At 63.7% G+C, this 22778-nt stretch carries 23 protein-coding genes, 4 tRNA genes and 1 pseudogene; 11 read left to right on the plus strand and 17 right to left on the minus strand.

Features of this window, described 5'->3' with window-relative positions; genetic code table 11:
• Position 1 precedes the first annotated feature (1 nt).
• The 4 genes from IEI94_RS04245 (at position 2) to IEI94_RS04260 (ending at position 4374) form a co-directional block, all read left to right on the plus strand.
• Positions 2–943, plus strand: coding sequence for an ornithine cyclodeaminase family protein (locus IEI94_RS04245; protein WP_191165907.1), 942 nt, complete (start codon positions 2–4; stop codon positions 941–943).
• The gene (locus IEI94_RS04250; protein WP_191165909.1) at positions 940–2043 is read left to right on the plus strand and encodes a class II histone deacetylase; all 1104 of its coding nucleotides are present in this window, start codon (positions 940–942) and stop codon (positions 2041–2043) included. The genes IEI94_RS04245 and IEI94_RS04250 overlap by 4 nt, the downstream gene beginning before the upstream one ends.
• A gap of 63 nt (positions 2044–2106) precedes the next feature.
• Positions 2107–3381, plus strand: coding sequence for a D-amino acid dehydrogenase (locus tag IEI94_RS04255; protein ID WP_191165910.1), 1275 nt, complete (start codon positions 2107–2109; stop codon positions 3379–3381).
• Positions 3382–3411: 30 nt separating this feature from the next.
• A complete protein-coding gene (locus tag IEI94_RS04260; RefSeq protein ID WP_191165912.1) occupies positions 3412–4374 on the plus strand; it encodes a branched-chain amino acid transaminase in 963 nt (320 codons plus the stop codon).
• Positions 4375–4568: 194 nt separating this feature from the next.
• Here the strand turns inward: IEI94_RS04260 and IEI94_RS04265 are convergent, their stop codons facing one another.
• The 4 genes from IEI94_RS04265 to IEI94_RS04280 form a co-directional block, all read right to left on the minus strand.
• Positions 4569–5339 (minus strand): RNA methyltransferase, encoded by a 771-nt coding sequence (locus IEI94_RS04265; RefSeq protein ID WP_191165914.1) that lies wholly within the window; start codon positions 5337–5339, stop codon positions 4569–4571.
• 193 nt (positions 5340–5532) lie between these two features.
• The gene (groL, locus tag IEI94_RS04270; protein WP_191165916.1) at positions 5533–7173 is read right to left on the minus strand and encodes a chaperonin GroEL; all 1641 of its coding nucleotides are present in this window, start codon (positions 7171–7173) and stop codon (positions 5533–5535) included.
• A gap of 59 nt (positions 7174–7232) precedes the next feature.
• Positions 7233–7526, minus strand: coding sequence for a co-chaperone GroES (locus IEI94_RS04275; protein WP_076748271.1), 294 nt, complete (start codon positions 7524–7526; stop codon positions 7233–7235).
• 212 nt (positions 7527–7738) lie between these two features.
• Positions 7739–8254: an FxsA family protein gene (locus IEI94_RS04280; protein ID WP_191165918.1), complete on the minus strand. Its 516-nt coding sequence runs from the start codon at positions 8252–8254 to the stop codon at positions 7739–7741.
• Positions 8255–8519: 265 nt separating this feature from the next.
• Here IEI94_RS04280 and IEI94_RS04285 point away from each other — a divergent pair, with 265 nt between their 5' ends.
• Positions 8520–9281, plus strand: a complete 762-nt coding sequence (locus IEI94_RS04285; RefSeq protein ID WP_191165920.1) for an SDR family oxidoreductase — start codon at positions 8520–8522, stop codon at positions 9279–9281.
• A gap of 129 nt (positions 9282–9410) precedes the next feature.
• Here the strand turns inward: IEI94_RS04285 and IEI94_RS04290 are convergent, their stop codons facing one another.
• Positions 9411–9677 (minus strand): ComEA family DNA-binding protein, encoded by a 267-nt coding sequence (locus tag IEI94_RS04290; RefSeq protein WP_191165921.1) that lies wholly within the window; start codon positions 9675–9677, stop codon positions 9411–9413.
• Positions 9678–9931: 254 nt separating this feature from the next.
• Here IEI94_RS04290 and pyrF point away from each other — a divergent pair, with 254 nt between their 5' ends.
• The gene (gene pyrF, locus IEI94_RS04295) at positions 9932–10633 is read left to right on the plus strand and encodes an orotidine-5'-phosphate decarboxylase (protein ID WP_191165923.1); all 702 of its coding nucleotides are present in this window, start codon (positions 9932–9934) and stop codon (positions 10631–10633) included.
• A 6-nt stretch (positions 10634–10639) separates the two neighbouring features.
• Here pyrF and lapB read toward each other — a convergent pair whose 3' ends face one another.
• The 3 genes and pseudogenes from lapB to IEI94_RS04310 form a co-directional block, all read right to left on the minus strand.
• Positions 10640–11815, minus strand: coding sequence for a lipopolysaccharide assembly protein LapB (gene lapB / locus IEI94_RS04300; RefSeq protein ID WP_191165925.1), 1176 nt, complete (start codon positions 11813–11815; stop codon positions 10640–10642).
• Positions 11816–12121, minus strand: coding sequence for a lipopolysaccharide assembly LapA domain-containing protein (locus IEI94_RS04305; RefSeq protein WP_191165927.1), 306 nt, complete (start codon positions 12119–12121; stop codon positions 11816–11818).
• A gap of 44 nt (positions 12122–12165) precedes the next feature.
• Positions 12166–12501 (minus strand): annotated as a pseudogene (locus tag IEI94_RS04310) (integration host factor subunit beta); the annotation flags it as partial.
• Positions 12502–12657: 156 nt separating this feature from the next.
• Here IEI94_RS04310 and IEI94_RS04315 point away from each other — a divergent pair.
• Both IEI94_RS04315 and IEI94_RS04320 read left to right on the plus strand, forming a co-directional pair.
• On the plus strand, positions 12658–12951 hold the full coding sequence (locus IEI94_RS04315) for a succinate dehydrogenase assembly factor 2 (RefSeq protein WP_191165929.1): 294 nt from the start codon (positions 12658–12660) through the stop codon (positions 12949–12951).
• The gene (locus tag IEI94_RS04320; RefSeq protein ID WP_191165930.1) at positions 12911–13327 is read left to right on the plus strand and encodes a hypothetical protein; all 417 of its coding nucleotides are present in this window, start codon (positions 12911–12913) and stop codon (positions 13325–13327) included. Before IEI94_RS04315 ends, IEI94_RS04320 begins: the two co-directional genes overlap by 41 nt.
• On the opposite strand, the gene nadB is transcribed toward IEI94_RS04320, so the two are convergent.
• The 7 genes from nadB to uvrY form a co-directional block, all read right to left on the minus strand.
• Positions 13324–14901, minus strand: a complete 1578-nt coding sequence (nadB, locus tag IEI94_RS04325; protein ID WP_191165932.1) for an L-aspartate oxidase — start codon at positions 14899–14901, stop codon at positions 13324–13326. The two genes, IEI94_RS04320 and nadB, sit on opposite strands and share 4 nt — an antisense overlap.
• A 116-nt stretch (positions 14902–15017) precedes the next feature.
• Positions 15018–15104 (minus strand) — tRNA-Leu (locus IEI94_RS04330).
• A 36-nt stretch (positions 15105–15140) separates the two neighbouring features.
• A tRNA-Cys gene (locus tag IEI94_RS04335) sits at positions 15141–15214 on the minus strand.
• A 120-nt stretch (positions 15215–15334) separates the two neighbouring features.
• Positions 15335–15409, minus strand: a tRNA-Gly gene (locus IEI94_RS04340).
• 85 nt (positions 15410–15494) lie between these two features.
• Positions 15495–16043 carry a CDP-diacylglycerol--glycerol-3-phosphate 3-phosphatidyltransferase gene (gene pgsA, locus IEI94_RS04345; protein WP_191165934.1) on the minus strand — a complete coding sequence of 183 codons (549 nt, stop codon included), beginning with the start codon at positions 16041–16043 and terminating at the stop codon, positions 15495–15497.
• Positions 16044–16116: 73 nt separating this feature from the next.
• Positions 16117–17931 (minus strand): excinuclease ABC subunit UvrC, encoded by a 1815-nt coding sequence (gene uvrC / locus IEI94_RS04350; RefSeq protein ID WP_191165936.1) that lies wholly within the window; start codon positions 17929–17931, stop codon positions 16117–16119.
• A 52-nt stretch (positions 17932–17983) separates the two neighbouring features.
• Positions 17984–18637 carry a UvrY/SirA/GacA family response regulator transcription factor gene (uvrY, locus tag IEI94_RS04355; RefSeq protein WP_191165938.1) on the minus strand — a complete coding sequence of 218 codons (654 nt, stop codon included), beginning with the start codon at positions 18635–18637 and terminating at the stop codon, positions 17984–17986.
• Between the two features lie 317 nt (positions 18638–18954).
• Between uvrY and IEI94_RS04360 the strand changes: the two genes are divergently transcribed.
• Positions 18955–19030, plus strand: a tRNA-Ala gene (locus IEI94_RS04360).
• A gap of 130 nt (positions 19031–19160) precedes the next feature.
• On the opposite strand, the gene argF is transcribed toward IEI94_RS04360, so the two are convergent.
• A complete protein-coding gene (gene argF, locus IEI94_RS04365) occupies positions 19161–20081 on the minus strand; it encodes an ornithine carbamoyltransferase (protein ID WP_191165940.1) in 921 nt (306 codons plus the stop codon).
• A gap of 150 nt (positions 20082–20231) precedes the next feature.
• Between argF and grxD the strand changes: the two genes are divergently transcribed.
• Positions 20232–20567 (plus strand): Grx4 family monothiol glutaredoxin, encoded by a 336-nt coding sequence (grxD, locus tag IEI94_RS04370; RefSeq protein WP_191165942.1) that lies wholly within the window; start codon positions 20232–20234, stop codon positions 20565–20567.
• Between the two features lie 153 nt (positions 20568–20720).
• On the opposite strand, the gene rnt is transcribed toward grxD, so the two are convergent.
• Positions 20721–21386, minus strand: coding sequence for a ribonuclease T (gene rnt / locus IEI94_RS04375; RefSeq protein ID WP_191165944.1), 666 nt, complete (start codon positions 21384–21386; stop codon positions 20721–20723).
• A 164-nt stretch (positions 21387–21550) separates the two neighbouring features.
• On the opposite strand from rnt, the gene IEI94_RS04380 reads away from it, so the two are divergent.
• Positions 21551–22771 (plus strand): argininosuccinate synthase, encoded by a 1221-nt coding sequence (locus tag IEI94_RS04380; protein ID WP_191165946.1) that lies wholly within the window; start codon positions 21551–21553, stop codon positions 22769–22771.
• Positions 22772–22778 lie beyond the last annotated feature (7 nt).

Below are 22778 nucleotides of genomic sequence, written 5' to 3' on the forward strand. Positions count from 1 at the left end.
CATGCGTGTCGTCTCGGCCCAGGAGGTGGCGGCGTCGCTGCCGTGGCAGGCGCTGGTGGATCGGCTGGCGCGGACCTTTCGTGACGGCGTGGAATCGCCGCCGCGTCATCACCACGCCATGCAGCGGCCTGACGGTGAGGCCACCCTGCTGCTGATGCCGGCCTGGGAAGCGGCCGGCTATATCGGGGTCAAGATGGTCAACGTCTTTCCCCAGAACGCCGATCATGGCCTGCCCGCCATCGCCGGGGTCTATCTGCTCAGCGAGGGCGCCCACGGGCGCCCCCTGGCGTGCCTCGACGGCAGCGAGTTGACCCGTCGGCGCACCGCGGCGGCTTCGGCGCTGGCCGCCCGGGAGTTGGCCCGCGACGATGCGGAGACGCTACTGGTGGTCGGCACCGGCAAGCTGGCGCCGATGGTGATCGAGGCGCATGCGGCGGTGCGACCGATCAAGCGAGTGCGCATCTGGGGGCGTAGCCTGGAGAAGGCCGAGCGGCTGGCGGCGGAGTACGCCGAGCGTTTCGAAACCACCGCGGTGGAGGACCTCGAGGCGGCCACCCGGGAGGCGGATATCGTCAGCTGTGTGACGCTGTCCAGCGAGGCGCTGATCCGTGGCGCCTGGCTCTCGCCGGGCACCCATCTCGACCTGATCGGCGCCTTTCGACCCAGCATGCGCGAGACCGACGCCGAGTGCTTCTCACGCAGCGAGGTGTTCGTCGACACCTATGCCGGGGCCCAGGGCGAGGCGGGCGACATCCTGCAGGCCATCGACGAGGGGGCCTTTCGGTTCGAGGCCATCCGTGCCGAGCTTGCCGAGCTGCTGCGCGGTGAGAAGCCCGGACGCAGCAGCGATCAGGCCATCACCCTGTTCAAGTCGGTGGGGGCGTCGCTCGAGGATCTGGCGGCGGCCATCGAAGTATGGGAGCAGATCGAGGGGCGGGCATGACACAGCCCACCGGGTTCTTCTGGCACGAGCGCTGTTTCTGGCACGACCCGGGCGCGGTCGGGGTGTTTTCTGCGCCGGGTGAGTTTCTGCAGCCGCAGCCTGCCTCGGAAAGTCCCGAGAGCAAGCGGCGGTTGAAGAATCTGCTGGAGGTGTCGGGACTGATCGATGAGCTGGTGGTGGTCAAACCGCCCCCGGCGAGCCGCCGGGACCTGGAGTACTTTCACACCGCGCACTATCTCGACGCCCTCGAGAGTGGTGACACGGCACGCGGCGGCGACGCCGGTGAGGCCGCGCCCTATATGCCCGGCAGCCTGTCCGCGGCCCGCCACTCGGTGGGTTTGGCCATCGCCGCGGTGGATGCAGTGGTCAGCGGTGAGCTGACCAATGCCTATGCGCTATGCCGTCCTCCGGGGCACCACGCTGAGCCGGACCGGGGGCGGGGCTTCTGTCTGCTCGGCAATATTCCGGTGGCGATAATGCGCGCCCGGGCGCAGGGGCGGCTGGGCCGAGTGGCGATCCTCGATTGGGATGTACACCATGGCAACGGCCAGCAGGTCGCCTTCTACGACGACCCCGAGGTGCTGACCATTTCGCTGCACCAGGCCGCCAACTATCCCCTCGAGAGCGGTAGCGTCGACGAACGCGGCGCAGGGGCAGGTCTGGGGACCAATCTCAACCTGCCGCTGCCGCCAGGTTGCGGTATCGGCGCCTACGACTATGCCATGCGCGAACTGGTGGTGCCGGCCCTCGAGGCCTTTGACCCCGAGCTGATCGTGGTGGCCTGCGGCTATGACGCCTGCGCCAAGGACCCGCTTGGCAAGATGCTGCTAAACAGCGCGGCCTTTGCTGCGATGACGCAACAGGTCATGGCGGTAGCAGCGCGGGTCTGCGAGGGGCGTCTGGTGATGGCGCACGAAGGTGGCTACTCGGAAGGCTATGTGCCGCTGTGCGGCCATGCCGTGATCCAGACCCTGGCCGGCAGCAGGATCGGCGTGCCCGACCCCCAGAGCGACGAGATCGCGGCTTGGGGCTACCAGGCGCTGCAGCCGCATCAGCAGGCGCTGATCGACGATTGGCGGCGTCGGGTCATGACGCAGTAGGCTGGGCCAGGACAAGGCGCGTGATAACGCTCGATAACAATCGCCAGGGTGGGGAGAGCTGACGTGGATATTGCGGTGATCGGAGCCGGCGTGGTGGGGGTGACCACGGCGCATGCCTTGCAGCAGCGCGGTCACCGCGTGACGGTGGTGGAGCGACACTCCGCCGCTGGGCTCGAGACCAGCTGCGCCAACGCCGGCCAGCGCAGCTACGGCTATGTCTACCCCTGGGCATCGCCGGCGATGCTCAAGAAGGCCGTGCCGTGGCTGGTCAAGCGCGATGGCCCGCTCAAGCTGCAGCTGCCCCCCTCCCGAGACACCCTGCGCTTTCTGGCGGCGACCTGGCGCTTTGCCCAGACACCCGGCCTGTTCGAGGCCAACAAGCGTGCCATGCTGCGCCTCGGCGCCTACAGCCGGCAATGTTTCGAGGCGCTGGAGAATGATGTGACGCTGACCTTCGATGGTGGCCACGGCGGCCTGATCGAGCTGGCCAGTGATGTCGAGTCGCTCAAGGCGCTGCAGGTCAACGCCGGGCTGCTCGGCGATATGAACATCGAGCATCGATTGCTGACAGCGGCCGAGGTCGCCGAGCATGAGCCGGCCCTGGCTGGCAGCCAGCCGCTGGTGGGGGGCATCTGGCTGCCCGGCGATGGCACCGGCGACTGCTACCGCTTCACCCAGGCGCTGGCGGCTGCCTGTAAGGCCCGCGGGGTAGATTTCCTGTTCGATACCCTGGTGACCGGCGCCGAGCGCGACCAGGGGGGGCACCTGCGGGCGCTGACGCTGGCCGCCGCCGACGGTGAAGCACGTGAGCCGTTGGCCGCGGACGCCTTCGTGCTGTGTGCCGGCACCGCCTCGCAGCGGCTGGGGGAGCTGTTCGGCGCCCGACTGCCGATCTATCCGGTCAAGGGCTATTCGCTGACCATGCCGCTGCGCGATGCGGCTCGGGCGCCCCGGTCGACGGTGATCGATGACCGCTACAAGGTGGTAGTCACGCGCCTCGGCGAGCGCTTGCGAGTCACGGGTTTCGTCGAGCTGGCTGAGCACAATCGCCAGATCCCTGCGGCACGGCTGGCGACGCTGCGTGAGGCACTGGCGTCGCGCTTCGCGGGAGCCGCCGATCTCGATGCCGCCGAGCCGTGGACCGGATTTCGTCCCATGACCCCGGACGGGCCACCGGTGATTGGCGAAGGTAAGCGCAACAACCTGTTTCTCAACACCGGCCATGGCACTTTCGGCTGGACGCTTTCAGCAGCCAGTGCCCAGTTGATCGCCCAGTTGATCGACGGCGACAAACCGGTGCTGGCGATGGAGGCGTTCCGCCCCGGTCGCTTTGGCTGATGGCCTTCTGATTTGACAAGGATGTGTCCCATGACGCCTCTCTACGATCGTGATGGATGGATATGGCAGGACGGCGAGTGGCTGGCCTGGCGCGACGCTACCACCCATCTGCTGACGCACACTCTGCACTACGGCATGGGCTGCTTCGAGGGCGTGCGCGCCTACGCAGGCAGGGGCGGCACCCAGCTGTTCCGGGCCGCCGAGCACACCCGGCGGCTGGTGGATAGCGCCCACGCGCTGGATATGCCGCTGGCCTGGGATCCCGCGGCACTGATCGAGGCGCAGCGCGAGTGCGTAGCGCGCAACGAACTGACCAATGCCTACCTGAAGCCGACGGTGTTCTTTGGCGCCGAGGGCATGGGGCTGCGTGCCAAGGGCTTGACCACCCATGTCATGATCGCCGCCTGGGACCTGGGCGACTATCTCGATCCGCGTGCCGCGCGCGTCGGTCTGCGGGCGCTGACCTCCTCCTGGGCGCGTCATCACGTCAATATCAGCCTGTGTCGCGCCAAGACCAACGGCCACTACGTCAACTCGATCCTGGCGCTGAATACCGCGGTCAAGGCGGGGTTTGATGAAACCATCATGCTTGACCCGGAGGGCTACGTCGCCGAAGCCTCGGCGGCCAATGTCTTCCTGCTGCGCGACGGGGTGCTGCATACACCGGAGGTCACCTCCTGCCTGCAGGGCATCACCCGCGATAGCGTGATCCAGCTGGCGCGCCGCGAGCTGGGGCTTGAGGTGCACGAGCGGCGAATTACCCGCGACGAGCTGTATACCGCCGACGAAGCCTTTCTCACCGGCACCGCCGCCGAGATCCTGCCGCTGCGCGAGTTGGATGGTAGGCGTATCGGAGCACGCGGCGCCGATGCTGGTCTGGCGCTCGAGGAGATCGCTCCGGAGAGTGTCACGGCGCGACTACAGGCGCTCTACCGACGGCTCACTCGAGGTGAGTTGATGGGCTACGACGGCTGGCTGACAGCCGTTCAATAGGCCAGCCGCCGCACAAAAGAAAACGCCATGAAGCCCGACGCTTCATGGCGTATTCCTTCCTCCCTGGGCACCTTCCGGGTGCTATGGCCGAAGCCATGTCCTGTTGGCGCTCCCTGCGCCGTCGCATCCTTGACGAGGTAGAAGCAGTGTCCGTTGCGCCTGCCCAATCCGTTATAGACTGGTGAGATGACAGTCTAGTCACGATTGCGTGACCTTTCCTTGTCATTAATCACGTTCTCGGGAAAATGCTGCTCTACTGCGCTGAGCAGGCCACGCAGCAGCGAGAGCTCGCGGCGCGAGGGCTGGGCACGGGCAAACAGCGCCTGCAGCAGCTGCTCGGTGTTGGCATGGGGTTGGGTCAGAAAGCCGCTGGTGGCCATGACCCGCGACAGGTGCGTTTGAAAATAGCCGAGCTGCTCGCGGGTCGGCGGTTCGGCGTGGGCGGGACGCTGGTAGCGGTAGTCGCTGGTTGGCTGGCGGCGCCAGGCGCGGTGGACTTCGTAGGCGAGCACCTGGACCGCCTGGGAGAGATTGAGGATGCCATAGTCGGGATTGGCCGGGATGCTGACCTGATGGCTGCAGAGCCGAATCTCGTCGTTGGTCAGCCCCGAGCGCTCGCGGCCGAAGACAAGTGCTACCGGGGCTTGCTGGGCATTGGCAATGACCGCCTCGGCCATGGCGTCGGGTTCATCGTAGTGGGGCAGCGGCAGGCTGCGCAGCCGTGCGCTGGCGCCGACGACCTGCACGCAGTCGCCAAGCGCGTCGCTCAGCTCGTCGACCACTCGTGCCCCGTCGAGGACATCCTCGGCACCGGCGGCCAGCCTCGATGCTTCGGCGTCGGGGTAGCAGCGCGGTCGCACCAGCACCAGGTCGCTCAGCCCCATGGTCTTCATGGCGCGGGCTGCCTGGCCGATATTGCCGGGATGGAAGGTCTGGACGAGGATGATGCGGATATTGGAGAGCATGGCGGAGATTCAGTTGCGGGCAGAGGATATGGCGGTATCTTACAGCGCCGAGCGCCGAGCGCCGAGCGCCGAGCTGCTGGGCGCTTGCAGCTTGGCGCTTGCAGCTCGGCGCTCGGCGCTAAAAACAAAAAACCCCGCCGGTGTATCACCGGCGGGGTCTGTCTCAGGCTTATGCCTGGGGCAGTGGGCTGATTTACATCATGCCGCCCATGCCACCCATGCCGCCCATATCCGGGGCGCCACCGGCCTCTTTCTCGTCCGGATCGTCGGCGATCATGGCTTCGGTGGTGATCATCAGACCTGCCACGGAACCGGCTGACTGCAGCGCAGAGCGGGTTACCTTGGCCGGATCCAGCACACCCATCTCGAACAGGTCGCCGTATTCGCCGGTCTGGGCGTTGTAGCCGTAGTTGCCTTCGCCGTCCTTGACCTTGTTGAGAATCACGGAGGCTTCCTGGCCGGCGTTGGTCACGATCTGACGCAGCGGAGCTTCCATGGCACGCAGTGCGATGGCGATGCCGTGGGTCTGGTCCTCGTTATCACCCTTGAGATCCTTGATCCGGGTCAGCACGCGTACCAGGGCAGTACCGCCGCCAGGCACCACGCCTTCCTCGACCGCTGCACGGGTAGAGTGCAGGGCGTCTTCGACGCGGGCCTTCTTCTCCTTCATTTCGATCTCGGTCGCAGCACCAACGCGGATCACGGCGACACCGCCAGCCAGCTTGGCGACGCGCTCCTGGAGCTTCTCGCGATCGTAGTCGGACGAGGTGTCTTCGATCTGGGCGCGAATCTGACCGACGCGCGCTTCGATATCACCTTCGTTGCCGGAACCATCGATGATGGTGGTGTTTTCCTTGGACATGGTGATGCGCTTGGCGCTGCCCAGGTGGTCCAGGGTAGCCTGCTCGAGGGTCAGGCCCACTTCCTCGGAGATCACGGTGCCGTTGGTCAGGATCGCGATGTCCTGCAGCATGGCCTTGCGACGGTCACCGAAGCCCGGCGCCTTGGCGGCTGCGACCTTGACGATGCCGCGCATGGTGTTGACCACCAGGGTGGCCAGCGCTTCGCCTTCGATGTCTTCGGCGATGATAGCCAGCGGCTTGCCGGCCTTGGCGACGGCTTCCAGCACTGGCAGCAGTTCGCGGATATTGGAGATCTTCTTGTCGACCAGCAGCAGGTACGGATCTTCCAGTTCCACCGCCATGGTGTCCTGGTTGGTCACGAAGTAGGGCGACAGATAGCCACGGTCGAACTGCATGCCTTCAACGACTTCCAGCTCGTCTTCGAAGCCGCGACCTTCATCGACGGTGATCACGCCTTCCTTGCCGACTTTCTCCATGGCATCGGCAATGATCTCGCCGATGCGCGAGTCGCCGTTGGCAGAGATGGTGCCGACCTGGGCGATGGCCTTGGCGTCGGTGCAGGGTACGGCGAGGGCTTCGATCTCCTTGACCGCTGCGATCACCGCCTGGTCGATGCCGCGTTTGAGATCCATCGGGTTCATGCCGGCGGTAACGCCCTTCATGCCCTCGTTGACGATGGACTGCGCCAGTACGGTGGCGGTAGTGGTACCGTCGCCGGCCACGTCAGAGGTCTTGGAAGCGACTTCCTTGACCATCTGGGCGCCCATGTTCTCGAACCGGTCCTTGAGCTCGATCTCCTTGGCCACGGACACACCGTCCTTGGTCACGGTCGGCGCACCGAAAGACTTCTCGATTACCACATTGCGGCCCTTGGGGCCCAGGGTCGCCTTGACGGCATTGGCCAGGACGTCAACGCCTCGCGCCATGCGCTTGCGGGCATCATCGGAGAATTTGATCTGTTTCGCTGACATTGTTAATGCTTCCTAATCTGGGTTCGTGAATCTAGCGCAGTGCAGTAACGGGTAAGGGTTTAACCTTCGACCACGGCGAGAATGTCGGACTCGCTCATGATCAGGACTTCTTCGCCGTCGATCTTCTGCTTCTCGACGCCAAAGCCATCCTTGAAGATCACCGTATCGCCGACCTTGACGTCCAGCGGACGCACTTCGCCGTTGTCGAGAATCCGGCCGTTACCGACGGCGAGGACTTCGCCACGAGTCGGCTTTTCCTGGGCATTGCCCGGGAGCACGATGCCGCCAGCAGTTTTCTGTTCTTCTTCGACGCGACGGACGACGACGCGATCGTGCAAGGGACGGATGTTCATTGCTCACGTTCTCCTGATGGTTTGCTGTGTCGTGATAGTACACGACGGGTCCATAACAGCTCCGGAAGCGGACTTCCGGGAAGGCGGTTGCCTTCATGTCATTGGTGCCGAGGTCACCTCGGCAACCGAAGCTTGTCTACTAGCCCCAACAGTGGGGGCTGGAGGAAGCCTTTCAAGGCCGCCGGGAAAAAATTTTTCCGTTTTTCAGCGACTCAGCGGCGTGAGTCGTCGCGGCTGATGAAATCGCCCTCGATGGGCCCCTGGTCGTTGCCGGCGGCCCCCCTGTCGCGTGGCTGCCAGTCGTCGGGCCCCTGGCCAGCGCTCCGATGCCAGTCATCGGCCCCCGGGCCGGGCTGCCGATGGACGCTAAAGCCGCGCGCCTTGACACCGAGCAGGGCAAAGCCTCGCCCGAGCAGCTGGCGGGTCCCGGGGATCAGGCACATGAACCCCAACGCATCGGAGACGAACCCCGGGGCCATCAGCAGGGCGCCGCCGAAGATCAGGGCGGCGCCGGTAATCAGTTCGCCGGAAGGCAGCTCGCCATTGGCGAAACGCTGCTGGGCGCGTTGCAGGGTGGCAACGCCCTGACGCCTCACCAGGTGCAGCCCGATGAACCCGGTGGCCAGTACCAGCAGCAGAGTGGTGAGCAGCCCGATTTGGCTGCCCACCGTGAACAGGATGACGAAGTCGAGCAGGGCGAAGAGAGTAAAGAGTAACAGGAAGGGCATGGTGGCTCCCGGTGTCGTTTGCCCTTGATATGGAGGTGGTACAGGACTTTTCAAGTCGCCACGCTGTTGGCCGATAGCAGAGAGATGTCAGCGGTCACGTCAAGTCTTCGCCGATGGTTGGCTGGGCGAAGCGAACGACTCGTGCTAGGGTGATTTATGTTGCGATGCACAATAAGCGTCGGCCGCCTGATACCTTGCATGTCACATGGCGGTACGCATCTAGCGAGAGGGTCAGGTGTGCTGGCCCCGAAAGGAGATATCCATTATGCAGTGGAACGATTCGGTGGTGGCGATTACCGGTGGCGCGCGCGGGCTGGGTTTGGCCATGGCCGCGGTATTGGGGCGCAAGGGGGCAAAAATTGCCCTGCTCGATCTCGAGCGAGAGGGGCTGGATAACGCCGCTAACAGTCTACTGGATCAGGGCGTTCAAGCGACTGGTTTCGTCGTCGACGTCGCCGACGAAACGTCAGTGCGTCAAGCGTTTGCCGATATCGCTGCGAAGCTGGGACCGGTCACTGGACTGGTCAACAATGCTGGTATCACCCGTGATGGCCTGCTGATCAAGGCGCGGGATGGCAAGGTGGAGAGCAGCATGTCCCTCGAACAGTGGCGTCAGGTGATCGACGTCAACCTGACCGGGGTGTTCCTGTGCGGGCGCGAGGCGGCCAGCCAGATGGTCGAGGCTGGCCAGGGCGGGGTGATCGTCAACATCTCGAGCATTTCCCGCGCCGGTAACATGGGACAGAGCAACTACTCGGCGGCCAAGGCCGGGGTTGCGTCACTGACCGTGACCTGGGCCAAGGAGCTGGCACGTCACGGTATTCGCGTTGGCGCGGTGGCACCGGGGTTTATCGAGACCGAGATGACCAGCGCCATCCGTCCCGAGGTGCTCGAGAAGATCGCCAAGGGCATTCCGCTCGGCAGCCTCGGGCAGCCGGCGGATATCGCCGAGAGCGTGGCGTTCATCTTCGATAATGCCTACTTCACCGGGCGAGTGATCGAGTGCGACGGTGGTCTGCGCATCTGATCGATGGGGTTCGATCAAGAAGCCGGGCGGTCCAGAAGGACCACCCGGTGAGCTCAGTAGAGTGGGAGGGATCGTTGAGCTCCAAGGCCGGACACGCAAATTATTAATGTCGGTATCCGCAAGGGGCGCTCAGAAGCTTACCTGATCGCGGAAGCCGTCTATGGTAGTGGCACCGATGCCGCTGACTCGGCCCATGTCCTCGGCGTTCTCGAAGGGGCCATTGGTTTCACGCTCCTCGATGATCGCCTGGGCGCGGGTTTCCCCTATGCCCGGCAACTCCTGCAGCAGTTCCGCGTCGGCGGTGTTGACGTCGATGGGGGCCATCTCCTGGGCCAGGCTGGGCACAGCGAACAGCAGCAGCAGGCTGAGTGCGAGTCCCTTGAAGAGTCCTTGCATGATCTTCTCCTTCTATCCAGTTTTTGGGGAGGATGCCGCCGGGCGGAGTCACTGTCATTGCCCTGCGTGCCTATTAACCTTAGGCAGAGGCGAGCGGTATGGGGTGTGAGATATATCGCCATTTCGTGTAAGACTTATATAGCAAGTCATGAAAGATATGGCTTACACGCGATGGGCGGCACTGGGCTGATATACTAGGTTCTGTACGTAAGCCTAGATCCTAGCCTTCAGCCTGTACGGAGCCCTCCTCGCGCATGTCGATTTCCTCTCCCTTGATCATTGCCCTCGACTACGCCTCTCTCGATGCTGCCCTGTGCATGGCCGACCGCCTAGATCCGAGGCGCTGTCGGGTCAAGGTGGGCAAGGAGCTGTTCACCCGTAGCGGTCCTGCGGTGCTGGACGCGCTGCACGGGCGCGGCTTCGACGTATTCCTGGACCTCAAGTTTCATGATATTCCCAACACCGTGGCTGGCGCCGTAGAGGCCGCTGCCCAGCAGGGCGTATGGATGGTCAATGTCCATGCCGGTGGCGGGCGGCGGATGATGGAGGCGGCGCGGGAGCGGCTCAAGGCGGGGCGGTTGGAGACGCGCTTGATCGCGGTGACAGTGCTGACCAGCATGGCCGCCGCCGACCTTGTCGAAGTGGGGATTACGGACAGTCCTGCCGAGCATGTCGAGCGCTTGGCGCAGTTGACTCGCGATAGCGGCCTGGATGGCGTGGTCTGCTCGGCGCAGGAGGCCGAACGGCTGCGGACACTGTGCGGTGAGGATTTCCTCAAGGTTACACCGGGCATTCGCCCGGCCAGCGCCGCGGCTGGCGACCAGCGTCGGGTGATGACGCCGGCGGCGGCCATGGCGGCCGGCAGTACGCATCTGGTAGTGGGCAGGCCGGTGACCCAGGCCGAGGAACCGATGGCGGCGTTAGCCGCTATTGAGGCGGAGCTCGCAGGGCGTTGACCTCGATTACTCGCCGTGCAAGCCGGTAATCGGCCGCGTGCTGCCCCAGCTGCGGCAACTGGGGCACTGCCAGTGTAGCTGGCGGCCATCGAAACCGCAGCGCTGGCAGCGATAGTGGGGGCTGGCATCGAGCAGCGACTGGGTGTGCTGCTTGAGCAGTGCCATCGGCTGGCTCTCGGCGAGACCGGGCTGGTGGTGGTAAAGATCGACCAGATAATCGATGCCGCGCAGATTGGGCGCCTGGCTCAGTTGTTGGCTGACGAAATCGGCGGCGGCCTGGTTGCCTTCGCGCTGCTGCAGGCACTCGGCGAGCATGATGATGGCGCTGGTCGAGCGGGTCGCGTCGACCAGCGTGTGGAGGGCCTGTTCCAGGCCAGCGTGGTCTTCGCGACGCAGATAGGCGTCACGCAGCGGGGGCAGTATCAGGGCGGTGAAGTCCGGATCCTGTTCGGGAATCCGCATCAGCAGCTTGATCTCGGCCTTGTAGTGGCCCGTATCGTGCTCCATGCGTGACAGCATCCAGGTGGCGCGGACGCAGGCGGCATCGGTTTTAAGCGCCTGCTTGAGCCGCTTGCGGGCGAGTGACGGACTTGCCGAGTCCAACTCCTGCTGAGCCAGTTCGCACAGCCAGTGCGCGGCGGCCCGGCGCAGGCCCTGATCCTCGCGAATCAGCGGCTGCGCCACATCGAGTGCCGCTTGCCACTCCTTTTCACGTTCCAGCAGGTCGGCCAGCAGGCGCTTGGCGTGACGTCGTACCTCATCGAGGTGGGCGTCGTGGATCAAGCCCTGCAGCAGCTTTTCGGCGCGATCGAGGAGTCCCAGGTGGAAGAAGTCACGGGCCAGCTCGAGCTGTACGCTATCGCTCTGATGGGCGGTCAGGGTGGGGCGTGCCAGCAGGTTCTGGTGGATTTTGACGGCACGGTCGGCTTCGCCGCGGGAGCGGAATAGGTTGCCCAGGGCAATATGTGTCTCGATGGTGTCGCTGTTGACCTCGAGGGCGGCAACGAAGGTCTCGATGGCACGGTCGGGCTGCTCGTTGAGGAGGTAGTTGAGGCCCAGAAAATAGTCGCGCGTCAGTGACGGCTGCGGCGAGGCGTCGTTAGGAGGGCGTTGGCGGCGGCCCAGCCACCAGCCGATGGCGACCGCTGCCAACACCAGTGCCAGCAGCATGGGGTCGAGCATTTAGGGCAGTTCCTTGAGCTCCTGGACGCGCAGACGATCGAGTTCCTTGCGCTGCTGCTGATTGTGGCGCTGGGCGCGAGTCAGCAGGGTACGCAGGCGCAGGTAGACGCCGCTCATCGCCAGCATGCCGAGCAGTACCCCGCAGGCCAGCGCGCCAAGCAGCCACACCGAGAGCGATGCTGCCGGCAGTTCCAGCCAGATCAGGTTGAGCGGCATGGACTGCTGGTTGTTGACGGCAAACAGAATACCGATCAGCAATACGGCCAGCAGGATGGTTGCCAGGATCACGCCTTTGAGCCAACGCATGGTGATGGATTCCTTCAGTCGTTCAATAAAGCCGGAGCCGTGGGTCAGTAGCCGAGGGCACGACTGGCGTTGACCTGCTCACGCAGTTCCTTGCCAGGCTTGAAGTGTGGCACGAACTTGCCATCCAGTTCGACTGGATCGCCGGTCTTGGGATTGCGGCCTACGCGCGGTTCGCGGTAGTGCAACGAAAAGCTGCCGAAGCCACGAATCTCCACGCGCCCACCGTCGGCCAGTGCATCGGTGATATCGTCGAGAATCAGCCGTACGGCCGCTTCGACCTCCTTGATCGACAGCTCGGGCTGCCGCATTGCTATCTGTTCGATGAGTTCGGACTTGGTCATTGCTTGTCTCCAATGCGGTCTACGCCATATCCGGCTTTGTTGTTTGTCCTCAGCATACTGCGCAAACCGTGATAAAACAACGCACTAGACTGTGATCATTCGCTAACTCATTGCGCCTGTCCGACGCTGGCGTGTGCCCATCGCGGCGGCTCGGGTATACTGCGGCCACATCCACCGCGAGTTTCGAGGTTTCCCTTGAGCGAACAAGTGTCTGCCGAAGAGATCAACCGCAAGCGCCTGTACTGGCACTCCCGGCGCGGCATGTGGGAGCTGGACCTGCTGCTGATCCCGTTCCTCGAGCACCGCTACGACAGCCTCGATGCCGCTGATCAGGCTGCTTATGAGGCGCTCATTACCGAGGAGGATCAAGACCTGTTCGTGTGGCTGATGCGTCGAGAGTGGCCCGCTGAACCATCACGGCGGCGTGTTGTGCAGATGATCGTCGACTATGCCGAAACCACCGGTAACGATCAGTATCGCACCCTCTAGGCTGGCATTGGCCGCCCACCTCAGCCTGGCGCTGGCGGTGAGCGGAATGTTGATGTGGGTGGGGCCACTGTGGCTGGGCGTTGCGGCGCTACTGGGCTTGGTGGCGATTACCGCTCACTGGTGGCACCGGCAGCAGCCCTGGTCGCTACGCCATGCCGTCGCCGAGGGTGGGAGTTGGCAGATAGCAGAGAGGGGCTCTGTCGAAGAGTGGCGCACTGTGCGGCTGGGGTTGGTGTACCTCGGGCCCTGGTTGATCGGGCTACGGCTAGCAGGGCGCCAGGTGTGGCTATGGCCCGACAGCGCCGCGCCTGATGCGCGCCGCGAGCTTCGCCACCGTCTGCTGGCCGAGCGGGCCGCTGGCACGCTGACTGGCTAGGCTGGCGGTAGGTCACCGAGCCGTAGCCGTGAGGCGGCCGCCTGAGAGGTCTGCTCTGGGCAGTCGCGGTTGAAGTGCAGGCCCCGGGATTCGCGCCGCTGGCGCGCCGCCATCACGCTGAGGCGGGCCAGCCGCAAGGCATGCTGGAGGCGCGCCAGGCTTATGTCGTGGGCATATTGGCGGGCTTCGTCGCGCACCCCTCGTTCGAGCTCGGCAAGCGCTTCTGCGGCACTGGCGAGTCCGACATCACTGCGCACGATGCCTACCTGGCGGCTCATGATCTGACGCAGCGTCGCGAAGCGCGTGGCAACCCAGTCGGGGCAGCGCTTGGCCGATGCTTGCGCTGTCCATTCACCTTTCTCTACCGCGCCTGACTCACTCGTTGTGGCACTGCCGAGCAGGTGCAGAGCGGCAGCGCGGGCAAACACCAGGCACTCGAGCAGCGAATTGCTGGCCATGCGATTGGCGCCGTGCAGGCCGGTGCAGGCGCTCTCGCCGATGGCGTACAGGTGAGGCACACTGCTGGCGCCGTGGAGGTCGGTGGCGATGCCGCCGCAGCTGTAGTGGGCGGCAGGGACCACGGGGATCGGCGCCTGGGTGATGTCGATGCCGCAGGCGAGGCAGTGGGCATGGATGGTGGGGAACTGGCGGCGAATATCGGCGGCATCAAGATGACTGATGTCCAGCCATACGTGATGGCCTGCTTCGCGCTGCATCTCGGCATCGATGGCGCGGGCGACGATGTCTCTTGGCGCAAGTTCGCCGCGCGGGTCGATGGCCGGCATGAAGCGCTGGCCGGCAAGATTCTTCAGCACGCCACCTTCTCCGCGCAGCGCTTCGCTGATCAGGAAGGGGGTGCCCGCCGGGTCATACAGGCAGGTGGGATGAAACTGCTGGAACTCCAGGTTCATCAGCTCGGCGCCCAGCTCGGCCGCCATCAGCATGCCCTCGCCGCAGGCCGGTTGAGGGCTGGTGGTGTGCTGATAGAGTCCGCTGGCGCCGCCGCTGGCGAGCACCGTATCCCGGGCCAGCAGCGTCAGCGGCTCGCCGCTGGCGGTCAGGCAGTGGGCGCCGCGGCAGTTGCCATGACGGTCGCTGGCCAGGTGCACGGCGGTGAGGTCGTCGCGCAGGGTAATCGATGGGTGCCCGGCGGCCCGGGCCAGCAGGGTGTCGATAAGCGCGCGGCCGGTGGCGTCGTCGGCGTGAATGACGCGGCGGGCACCGTGGCCGCCCTCGCGGGTCAGGTGATAGGGGTAGAGTGCGTCGGGGTCGGTGTCCGGTGTGAACGGCATGCCCAGGCTGAGCAGCCATTCGATGGCGGCCGGGCCTTGGGTCACGGTAAAGCGTACCGCTGCCGGGTCGCACAGGCCGTCGCCGGCGGCCAGGGTGTCGGCAACGTGGGCGTCGATATCATCTTGGGGTGAGAGCACCGCGGCAATGCCGCCCTGGGCCCATTGACTGGCACCCTGATGGTCATGGCGTGGACGCAGTACCACCACCTGGCGCTGCTCGGCCACGCTAAGTGCCAGAGTCAGGCCGGCCACACCGCCGCCGATGATCAATACGTCACTCATGGAGCTTCCTTGTCGAGCGCGTTGCCGCAGGCCAGATATCAGGCAGCATCACACGCGCGTGTCGGTGCAGCATAAGGCGTTGGGCGAGTAAGGCAAAGCGGGGTGTAGCTAGGCATTGGTGCCCGGAGCCGGACTTGAACCGGCACGGTGTTACCACCGAGAGATTTTAAGTCTCTTGCGTCTACCAATTTCGCCATCCGGGCGGGAGTTTGAGCGAGGGTGTGACGGTGCAGAAGAAATGGAGGCTGGAGTCGGAATCGAACCGGCGTACACGGAGTTGCAGTCCGCTGCATAACCACTCTGCCATCCAGCCTCATATGTCAGGAGTAGAACGCTTGTTCCTGACGAATCATGGAGCGGGAAACGAGTTGCTATCGGACCGGCGCACCGGCTCGCGACATTGCTCGCTTCTAACTTATCCCATGTTGAATCATGGAGCGGGAAACGAGATTCGAACTCGCGACCCCAACCTTGGCAAGGTTGTGCTCTACCACTGAGCTATTCCCGCCTGACTCGAGTGCGTATTTTACGGATAACCGGCCGCTTGTCAATCGCTTATTGCCACTTGGACCGTAACTGACGACGGCGCAGGCTTACATTGCGCGGCTCAGGTGGGGCCAGGCGGCGCGCAGGTACTGGACCATGGACCACAGCGTCAGAGCGGCGGCGACGAACAGCGTGAGCACGCCGAGATTGGCGATCAGCGAGCCGGGCGAGAAGCCCAGCAGGATGAATATCGACACCATTTGCAGGGTCGTCTTGTACTTGCCTATCCAGGAGACCGCCACCGTGCCGCGTTTGCCCATCTCCGCCATCCACTCGCGCAGCGCTGAGATCACGATCTCGCGACCAATGATGACCAGCGCCGGCAGGGTCAGCCATATCGCGTCATAGCGTTCGATCAGTAGCGCCAGTGCCACCGCGACCATCAGCTTGTCGGCAACCGGGTCGAGGAAGGCGCCGAACGGAGTGCTCTGGTCCCAGCGTCGCGCCAGGTAGCCGTCCAGCCAGTCGGTGATCGACGCAATGGCAAACAGCCCAGCGGCCAGCGGCATGCTCCAGCTGAAGGGCAGGTAGAACACCATCACCAGCAGCGGAATGAAGGCGATACGCGCTAGTGTCAGGATATTAGGTATATTCATTGGTGCGTCGCGGGTCCTGGCGGGTGGACGGAAGGACCTATCTTAGCGGTCTTGGCAGCATTCATCCATGCACTCAGCCATGTAGGGCCTGATGAATGGCCCCGGCCAGGCTGTCGCTGATCCCGGGTACTTTGGCCAGATCCTGACGACTGGCCTTGCGTACGCCTTGCAGGCCGCCGAAATAGCGCAGCAGCTCGCGTCGACGCTTGGGGCCGACGCCTGGAATGTCCTGCAGTGTCGATGTGCGGCGGGCCTTGTCGCGTCGTGTGCGGTGGCCGGTGATGGCAAAGCGGTGCGACTCGTCACGGATGTGTTGAATCAGATGCAGCGCTGGCGAGGCGCCGTCCAGGGCCAGGCTGTGCTCCACGGTTTCGATGAAAAGTGTCTCGAGGCCAGCCTTGCGGGTGGTGCCCTTGGCCACTCCGAGCAGGCGAATATCCGCAATGCCGAGCTCGCGGAACACCTCGCGGGCCATGTTCAGCTGGCCCTTGCCGCCGTCTACCACCAATACGTCGGGGCGCTTGCCTTCACCATCCTGAAGGCGCTTGAAGCGCCGCATCAGTGCCTGGCGCATGGCGGCGTAGTCGTCGCCGGCCGCCACGCCGTCGATATTGAAGCGACGGTAATCTGACTTGACGGGGCCCTGGTGGTCGAAGACCACGCAGGAGGCCACGGTGGCTTCGCCGTGGCTGTGGCTGATATCGAAGCACTCCAGCCGCTGGGGGGTGTCGGTCATCTCCAGGGCGTCGCGCAGTGCGGTGAAGCGCTTGGCCAACTGCTGCTGGTTGGCGAGCTGGCTGGCTAGCTGCTGTTCGGCGTTGGTGCGCGCCAGCTGCAGCCACTGGGCGCGGTGGCCACGCACCTGGTGGGTCAGCCGCACGCGCTTGCCGGCGTGGGCGGAGAGGGCATCCTGCAGTAGAGCGCTGTCGGGTAGCGGATGGGTAGTGATTACCTCGCCGGGTACATCACGGCTCTGGCCCAGGTAGAGCTGGCTGACGAAATCGCCGAGCAGGGCTTCGGCACCTAGGTCGAGGCCGTTGCTGGGCGCGTGGTGGCTGGCGCCCAGCATGCGGCCCTGGCGTACGCTGAGCACCGATACGCACAGCGCGCCGGGGCGCTCGGCGAGGGCGATGATGTCGGCGTCGCCGCCCTCTGTATCCACGAACTGGCGGGCCTGTAGCTGGCGCAGATGCTGGACCTGGTCGCGTAAACGGGCGGCTTCCTCGAAGGCCAGTGCCTGGCTGGCACGCTCCATGGCGGTGGTCAGTTCATCGGTGACCTGCTCGCTCTTGCCTTCCAGGCACATGATCGCGTGCTCGAGGTCGCGGCGGTAGTCCTCTTCACTGATGTAATCGACACAGGGCGCGCTGCAGCGCTGGATCTGGTACTGCAGGCAGGGGCGTGTGCGATGAGAGAAGACGCTGTCCTCGCAGTTGCGGATGCGAAAGATCTTCTGCATCAGCGACAGGCTCTCGCGCACCGCGCCGCTGCTGGGGTAGGGGCCCAGGTAGCGGCCGTCGTCGCGGCGTGCCCGGGCTCGCTTGTACTCCAATGCCGGATAGGGGTGGCGATCGCTGACGAACACGAAGGGGTAGGACTTGTCGTCGCGGAGCAGAATATTGTATGGCGGACGCTGCTCCTTGATCAGGGTCTGCTCGAGCAGCAGCGCCTCGGTCTCGGTGCGGGTGATGGTGACCTGAATGTCGGCAATCCGGCCGACCAATGCCTGGGTCTTGGCATTCAGGGTGCCACGGAAATAGCTGGCCAGACGTGCCTTGAGGCGTTTGGCCTTGCCGACATAGAGGGTGTTGCCCTGGGCGTCGAGCATGCGATAGACGCCGGGCGCGGCGCTGACCGAGGCGAGGAAGTGCTTGGAATCAAAACTCATGGCGAATCACTGGCCGTTACTGCGGCCAGCATAACAGATTGCCGGCCCCTGCTCAGGCCTGCTCGCTGCTGCGATAGCCGTCGATCAGACCATGCCTGAGGCCGAGATGGGTCAGTTCGACGTCAGAATGTACGCCGAGCTTCTCGAAGATGCGGTAGCGATAGGTATTGACCGTCTTGGGGCTGAGATAGAGCCGGTCGGATATCTCGCTGACCTTCTGGCAGTTGACGATCATCATCGCCACCTGCAGCTCGCGGTGGGAGAGGTTGTCGAAGGGGTTCTCGCTGGACTCCATCTTGGTGAGCACCAGGCGCTGGGCAATCTCCGGGCTGATATAGCGCTGGCCGGAGAAGATATTGCGGATTGCCAGTACCATATCGTCAAGCTCGGCCCCCTTGCTGATGAAGCCGCTGGCACCGGCATCGAGCAGCCGCTGAGCGAAGGTTTCTTCGAGAAACGCGGTCAGCACGAGCACGCGGATGTCGGCCATGCCCTTGGCGATCTTGCGCGTGGCCTCGAGGCCGCCGATCCCCGGCATGCGGATATCCATTAGCACGATGTCGGGGCGCAGCTGGCGGGCCATGCTGATGGCTTCCTCGCCGTCGATGGCTTCGCCCACTACGGCGATGCCATCTTCTCCGTCGAGTAGCCGTGCAATGCTGGTGCGCACCAGATGGTGATCGTCTGCGACGAGGACCTTGATCAATTCAGCTCCCGTTCTTATCGGAGTGGGCCGGAATCAAACGAAACGATTCACCAGCCACAGCAAACTAGTAGTACCCAGGCTTACCAGGTCGCCCAGCAAGGCCCAAGCTTAGCTTTAATTAATTCTCTGATCCAGAGTGTTATCGTTACTGACGATGGTGCTACCGTAACTCGCGATGGCAAGCCGCAGGCAAGCAGCTCTTGACGACACCAAACCCGTTGTATATCATACGCTTCGTCTTGTCGGAGGGGTGTGCGTCAAGGGCATCCAGCAGGACCATGATGATGCTATGGTCGAACATGCCGGTATCATCACGTGGGGCCTTAGCTCAGCTGGGAGAGCGCAACACTGGCAGTGTTGAGGTCAGCGGTTCGATCCCGCTAGGCTCCACCAAAAATATTACCTGAATCAGCCGCTTGTCGTCATCCGACAGGCGGCTTTTTCATGCTGTGAACAACAGGCTGCAACATTCGTCATGCTCAGTCCAATTCAGCAGGGCCGTCATACCCTGCTGCCGAGGGATTCAGCTCTCGATGCGACCGAGCAGCAGGAATTCAAGCAGGGCCTTCTGGGCGTGAAGGCGATTGCCGGCCTCCTGCCAGACCGGCGCGCGCGGGTCGTCGAGCAGCGTTTCACTGATCTCTTCGCCGCGGTGAGCCGGCAGGCAGTGCAGGAACAGCACATCCTTGGCGGCACGATCGAGTAGCGCCTCGGTAACCTGGAAGCCGGCAAAGTCGGCCTCACGCTTGGCCTGCTCCTCTTCCTGGCCCATCGACGCCCACACATCGGTGGTAATCAGGTCGGCATTCTCGGCCGCCTGTTGAGGGTCGTGCAGAACAACGACCCGGTCGCCGGCGGCGTCAAGAATATCCTGGCGCGGTTCGTAGCCCTCGGGGCAGCACACCCGCAGCTGGAAGTCGAACTGGCGGGCAGCGTTGATCCATGAGTGGCACATGTTGTTGCCGTCGCCGATCCATACGGCGGTCTTGCCGCGTACATAGCCGCGCAGCTCCGTCCAGGTCATGACGTCGGCGAGTAGCTGGCAAGGATGGTAGTCGTCGGTGAGAGCGTTGATCACCGGGACGGTACTGGCAGCAGCGAATGCTTCCAGGCCCTGATGGGAGAAGGTGCGAATCATGACCGCATCGACCATTTCCGATAGCACCCGCGCGGTGTCCTCGACGGGCTCGCCGCGTCCAAGCTGCGTATCGCGCGAGGAGAGAAACAGCGCATGGCCGCCAAACTGGGCCATCGCCGTCTCGAAGGAGACGCGGGTGCGGGTCGAGGATTTCTCGAAGATCATCGCCAGGGTGCGGTTGGAGAACGGCGTATAGGTCGGGCCGTGGGTCTTGAGGCCGTTCTTGATAGTGATCGCGCGCCGAATCAGGTAGCTGAGTTCGTCGCTTGAGAGATCCAGCAGGGTCAGGAAATGGCGAGTCGCCATGATGTCGCTCCGCGAGAAAAAACAAACATCCTAGCCATCCCCCCGCTGCAGCGCAATGCGCCTGCAGGCGCTGATCCTTGCAGGGGTGTTTTCAATGCGCGCTGATCAGTAGAATGGGCCTAACGCCAAGCCAACCGAATAGGATTGCTCATGAGCACTACCGTAGAGAACATCCAGCAGCAGATCAGCGAAAACCCTATCCTCATCTACATGAAGGGGACTCCCCAGCTGCCGCAGTGCGGCTTCTCCGCGCAGACCGTGCAGGCGCTGATGGCCTGTGGCGAGCGCTTCGCCTTTGTCAACGTGCTCGACAATCCCGATATTCGCGCCGAGCTGCCCAAGGTCGCCAACTGGCCCACCTTTCCACAGCTGTGGGTCAACGGTGAGCTGGTCGGCGGCTGCGATATCGTGGTCGAGATGCATCAGAACGGAGAGCTTGAGACGCTGGTCAAGGACGCTGCCGCCAAGCAGCAGGACGACGCTTGATATAGCGCCCAGCTGCAAGCGCCCAGCGCCATGCTGCTCAGTGACGGGTAACTGGAGCAATGAGCGCAAAAATCAGCCCCGCTGGAATTACTCCAGCGGGGTTTCTGGCTTGGTACCAGCGTTCACGGTGGCATTATCCTGCAGCGCTCGGCGCTAGTCCTCTTCCATCCCCTGTTCGCGCTGAGCAAGGTGCCAGCCGCCGAGGTCCTTGTAGCGGTTGACCATGGCGCAGAACAGCTCGGCAGTGCGTTCGGTGTCGTAGCGTGCCGAGTGGGCCGAGGAGTTATCGAACTCTATGCCGGCGGCGCGGCAGGCCCGGGCCAGCACTGTCTGGCCGTATACCAGTCCTGCGAGCGAGGCGGTATCGAAGCTCGAGAAGGGGTGAAAGGGGTTGCGCTTGATACCGCAACGGGTCACGGCAGCGTTGAGGAAGCCGTGGTCGAAGGCGGCATTGTGGCCGACCAGCACCGCACGGGTGCAGCCGTTGGCCTTGATTGCCTTGCGCACCGGTCGAAATATCTCGCCTAGCGCCTCGGCCTCGCTGAGGGCGACCTTCTGGCGCAGGGGGTCATCGAGCTTGATACCGGTGAAGTCGAGCGCCGACTGTTCGACGTTGGCGCCCGGGAAGGGGGCAATATGAAAGGCGTAGGTGGCGTCGGGCGCGAGTACGCCATCCGCGTCCATGGCCAGTGTCACTGCAGCAATCTCGAGGATCGCATCTCCCTGAGCGTTGAAGCCGCCGGTTTCGAGGTCCACCACTACCGGTAGGAAACTGCGAAAACGCTTAGCCATCAGATCGCAGGCGATTGCCTCGCTCATGCACCTCTCCCTACCCGATTTAACAAATTCTCTGGCGGTCACCCGCATTGGCTGCGCAAAAGCTTAACACCTTTGCTGGGCCTTTGCCGCGGCGCGGCGGTATTCGTGGCCGCCCATCGGCGCTATAATCGTGCGGTTTCGACGTTCATCAAAAGGAGCCCAGAATGTCCGATGTCAAGAAGGTCGTCCTCGCCTACTCCGGCGGCCTGGATACGTCCGTCATCGTCAAGTGGTTGCAGGAAACCTACGACTGCGAAGTGGTGACATTCACGGCCGACATCGGTCAGGGCGAGGAAGTCGAGCCGGCACGAACCAAGGCTCAGGCGCTGGGCGTCAAGGAGATCTACATCGAGGATCTGCGCGAGGAGTTCGTGCGTGACTACGTCTACCCGATGTTCCGTGCCAACACCATTTACGAGGGCGAGTATCTACTCGGCACCTCCATCGCGCGGCCGCTGATCGCCCGCCGACTGATTGAGATCGCCAATCAGACCGGCGCCGATGCCATCTCCCACGGCGCCACCGGCAAGGGCAACGATCAGGTGCGCTTCGAGCTCGGCGCCTACGCGCTCAAGCCTGGTGTCAAGGTGATCGCACCGTGGCGTGAGTGGGATCTCAATTCCCGCGAGAAGCTGATGGCCTACTGCGAACAGCATGAGATTCCGGTGGATTTCTCCACCAAGAAGAAGAAATCTCCCTATTCCATGGATGCCAATCTGCTGCATATCTCCTACGAGGGCGGTAATCTCGAAGATCCCTGGGCCGAGGCCGAAGAGGAAATGTGGCGCTGGAGCGTGTCGCCCGAGGCGGCGCCGGAGCAGCCCACTTACGTCGAGTTGACCTATGAGCAGGGCGATATCGTAGCCATCGATGGCCAGGCGATGAAGCCCCATGAGGTGCTGGAAAAGCTCAATAAGCTGGGGGGCGACAACGGCATCGGTCGTCTCGATATCGTCGAGAACCGCTATGTGGGCATGAAGTCGCGGGGCTGTTACGAAACTCCCGGTGGCACCATCATGCTGCGCGCCCATCGCGCCATCGAGTCGCTTACCCTCGATCGTGAAGAGGCGCACCTCAAGGATGAGCTGATGCCGAAGTATGCCGAAGTGATCTACAACGGCTACTGGTGGAGCCCCGAGCGGCGCATGCTGCAGGCCGCCATCGACGAGACCCAGAAGAGCGTCAGCGGCGTGGTGCGCATGAAGCTCTACAAGGGCAGTGCCACCGTGGTAGGGCGCAAGTCCGAGCAGTCGCTGTTCGATGAGTCCATTGCGACCTTCGAAGATGACGCCGGTGCTTACGACCAGAAGGATGCCGAAGGCTTTATCAAGCTCAACGCCTTGCGGCTGCGGATTGCCGCCGGCAAGGGCCGCAAGCAGGATTGAGCGTTAG

Source organism: Halomonas sp. ML-15 (assembly GCF_014779595.1).
Lineage (GTDB): Bacteria > Pseudomonadota > Gammaproteobacteria > Pseudomonadales > Halomonadaceae > Franzmannia.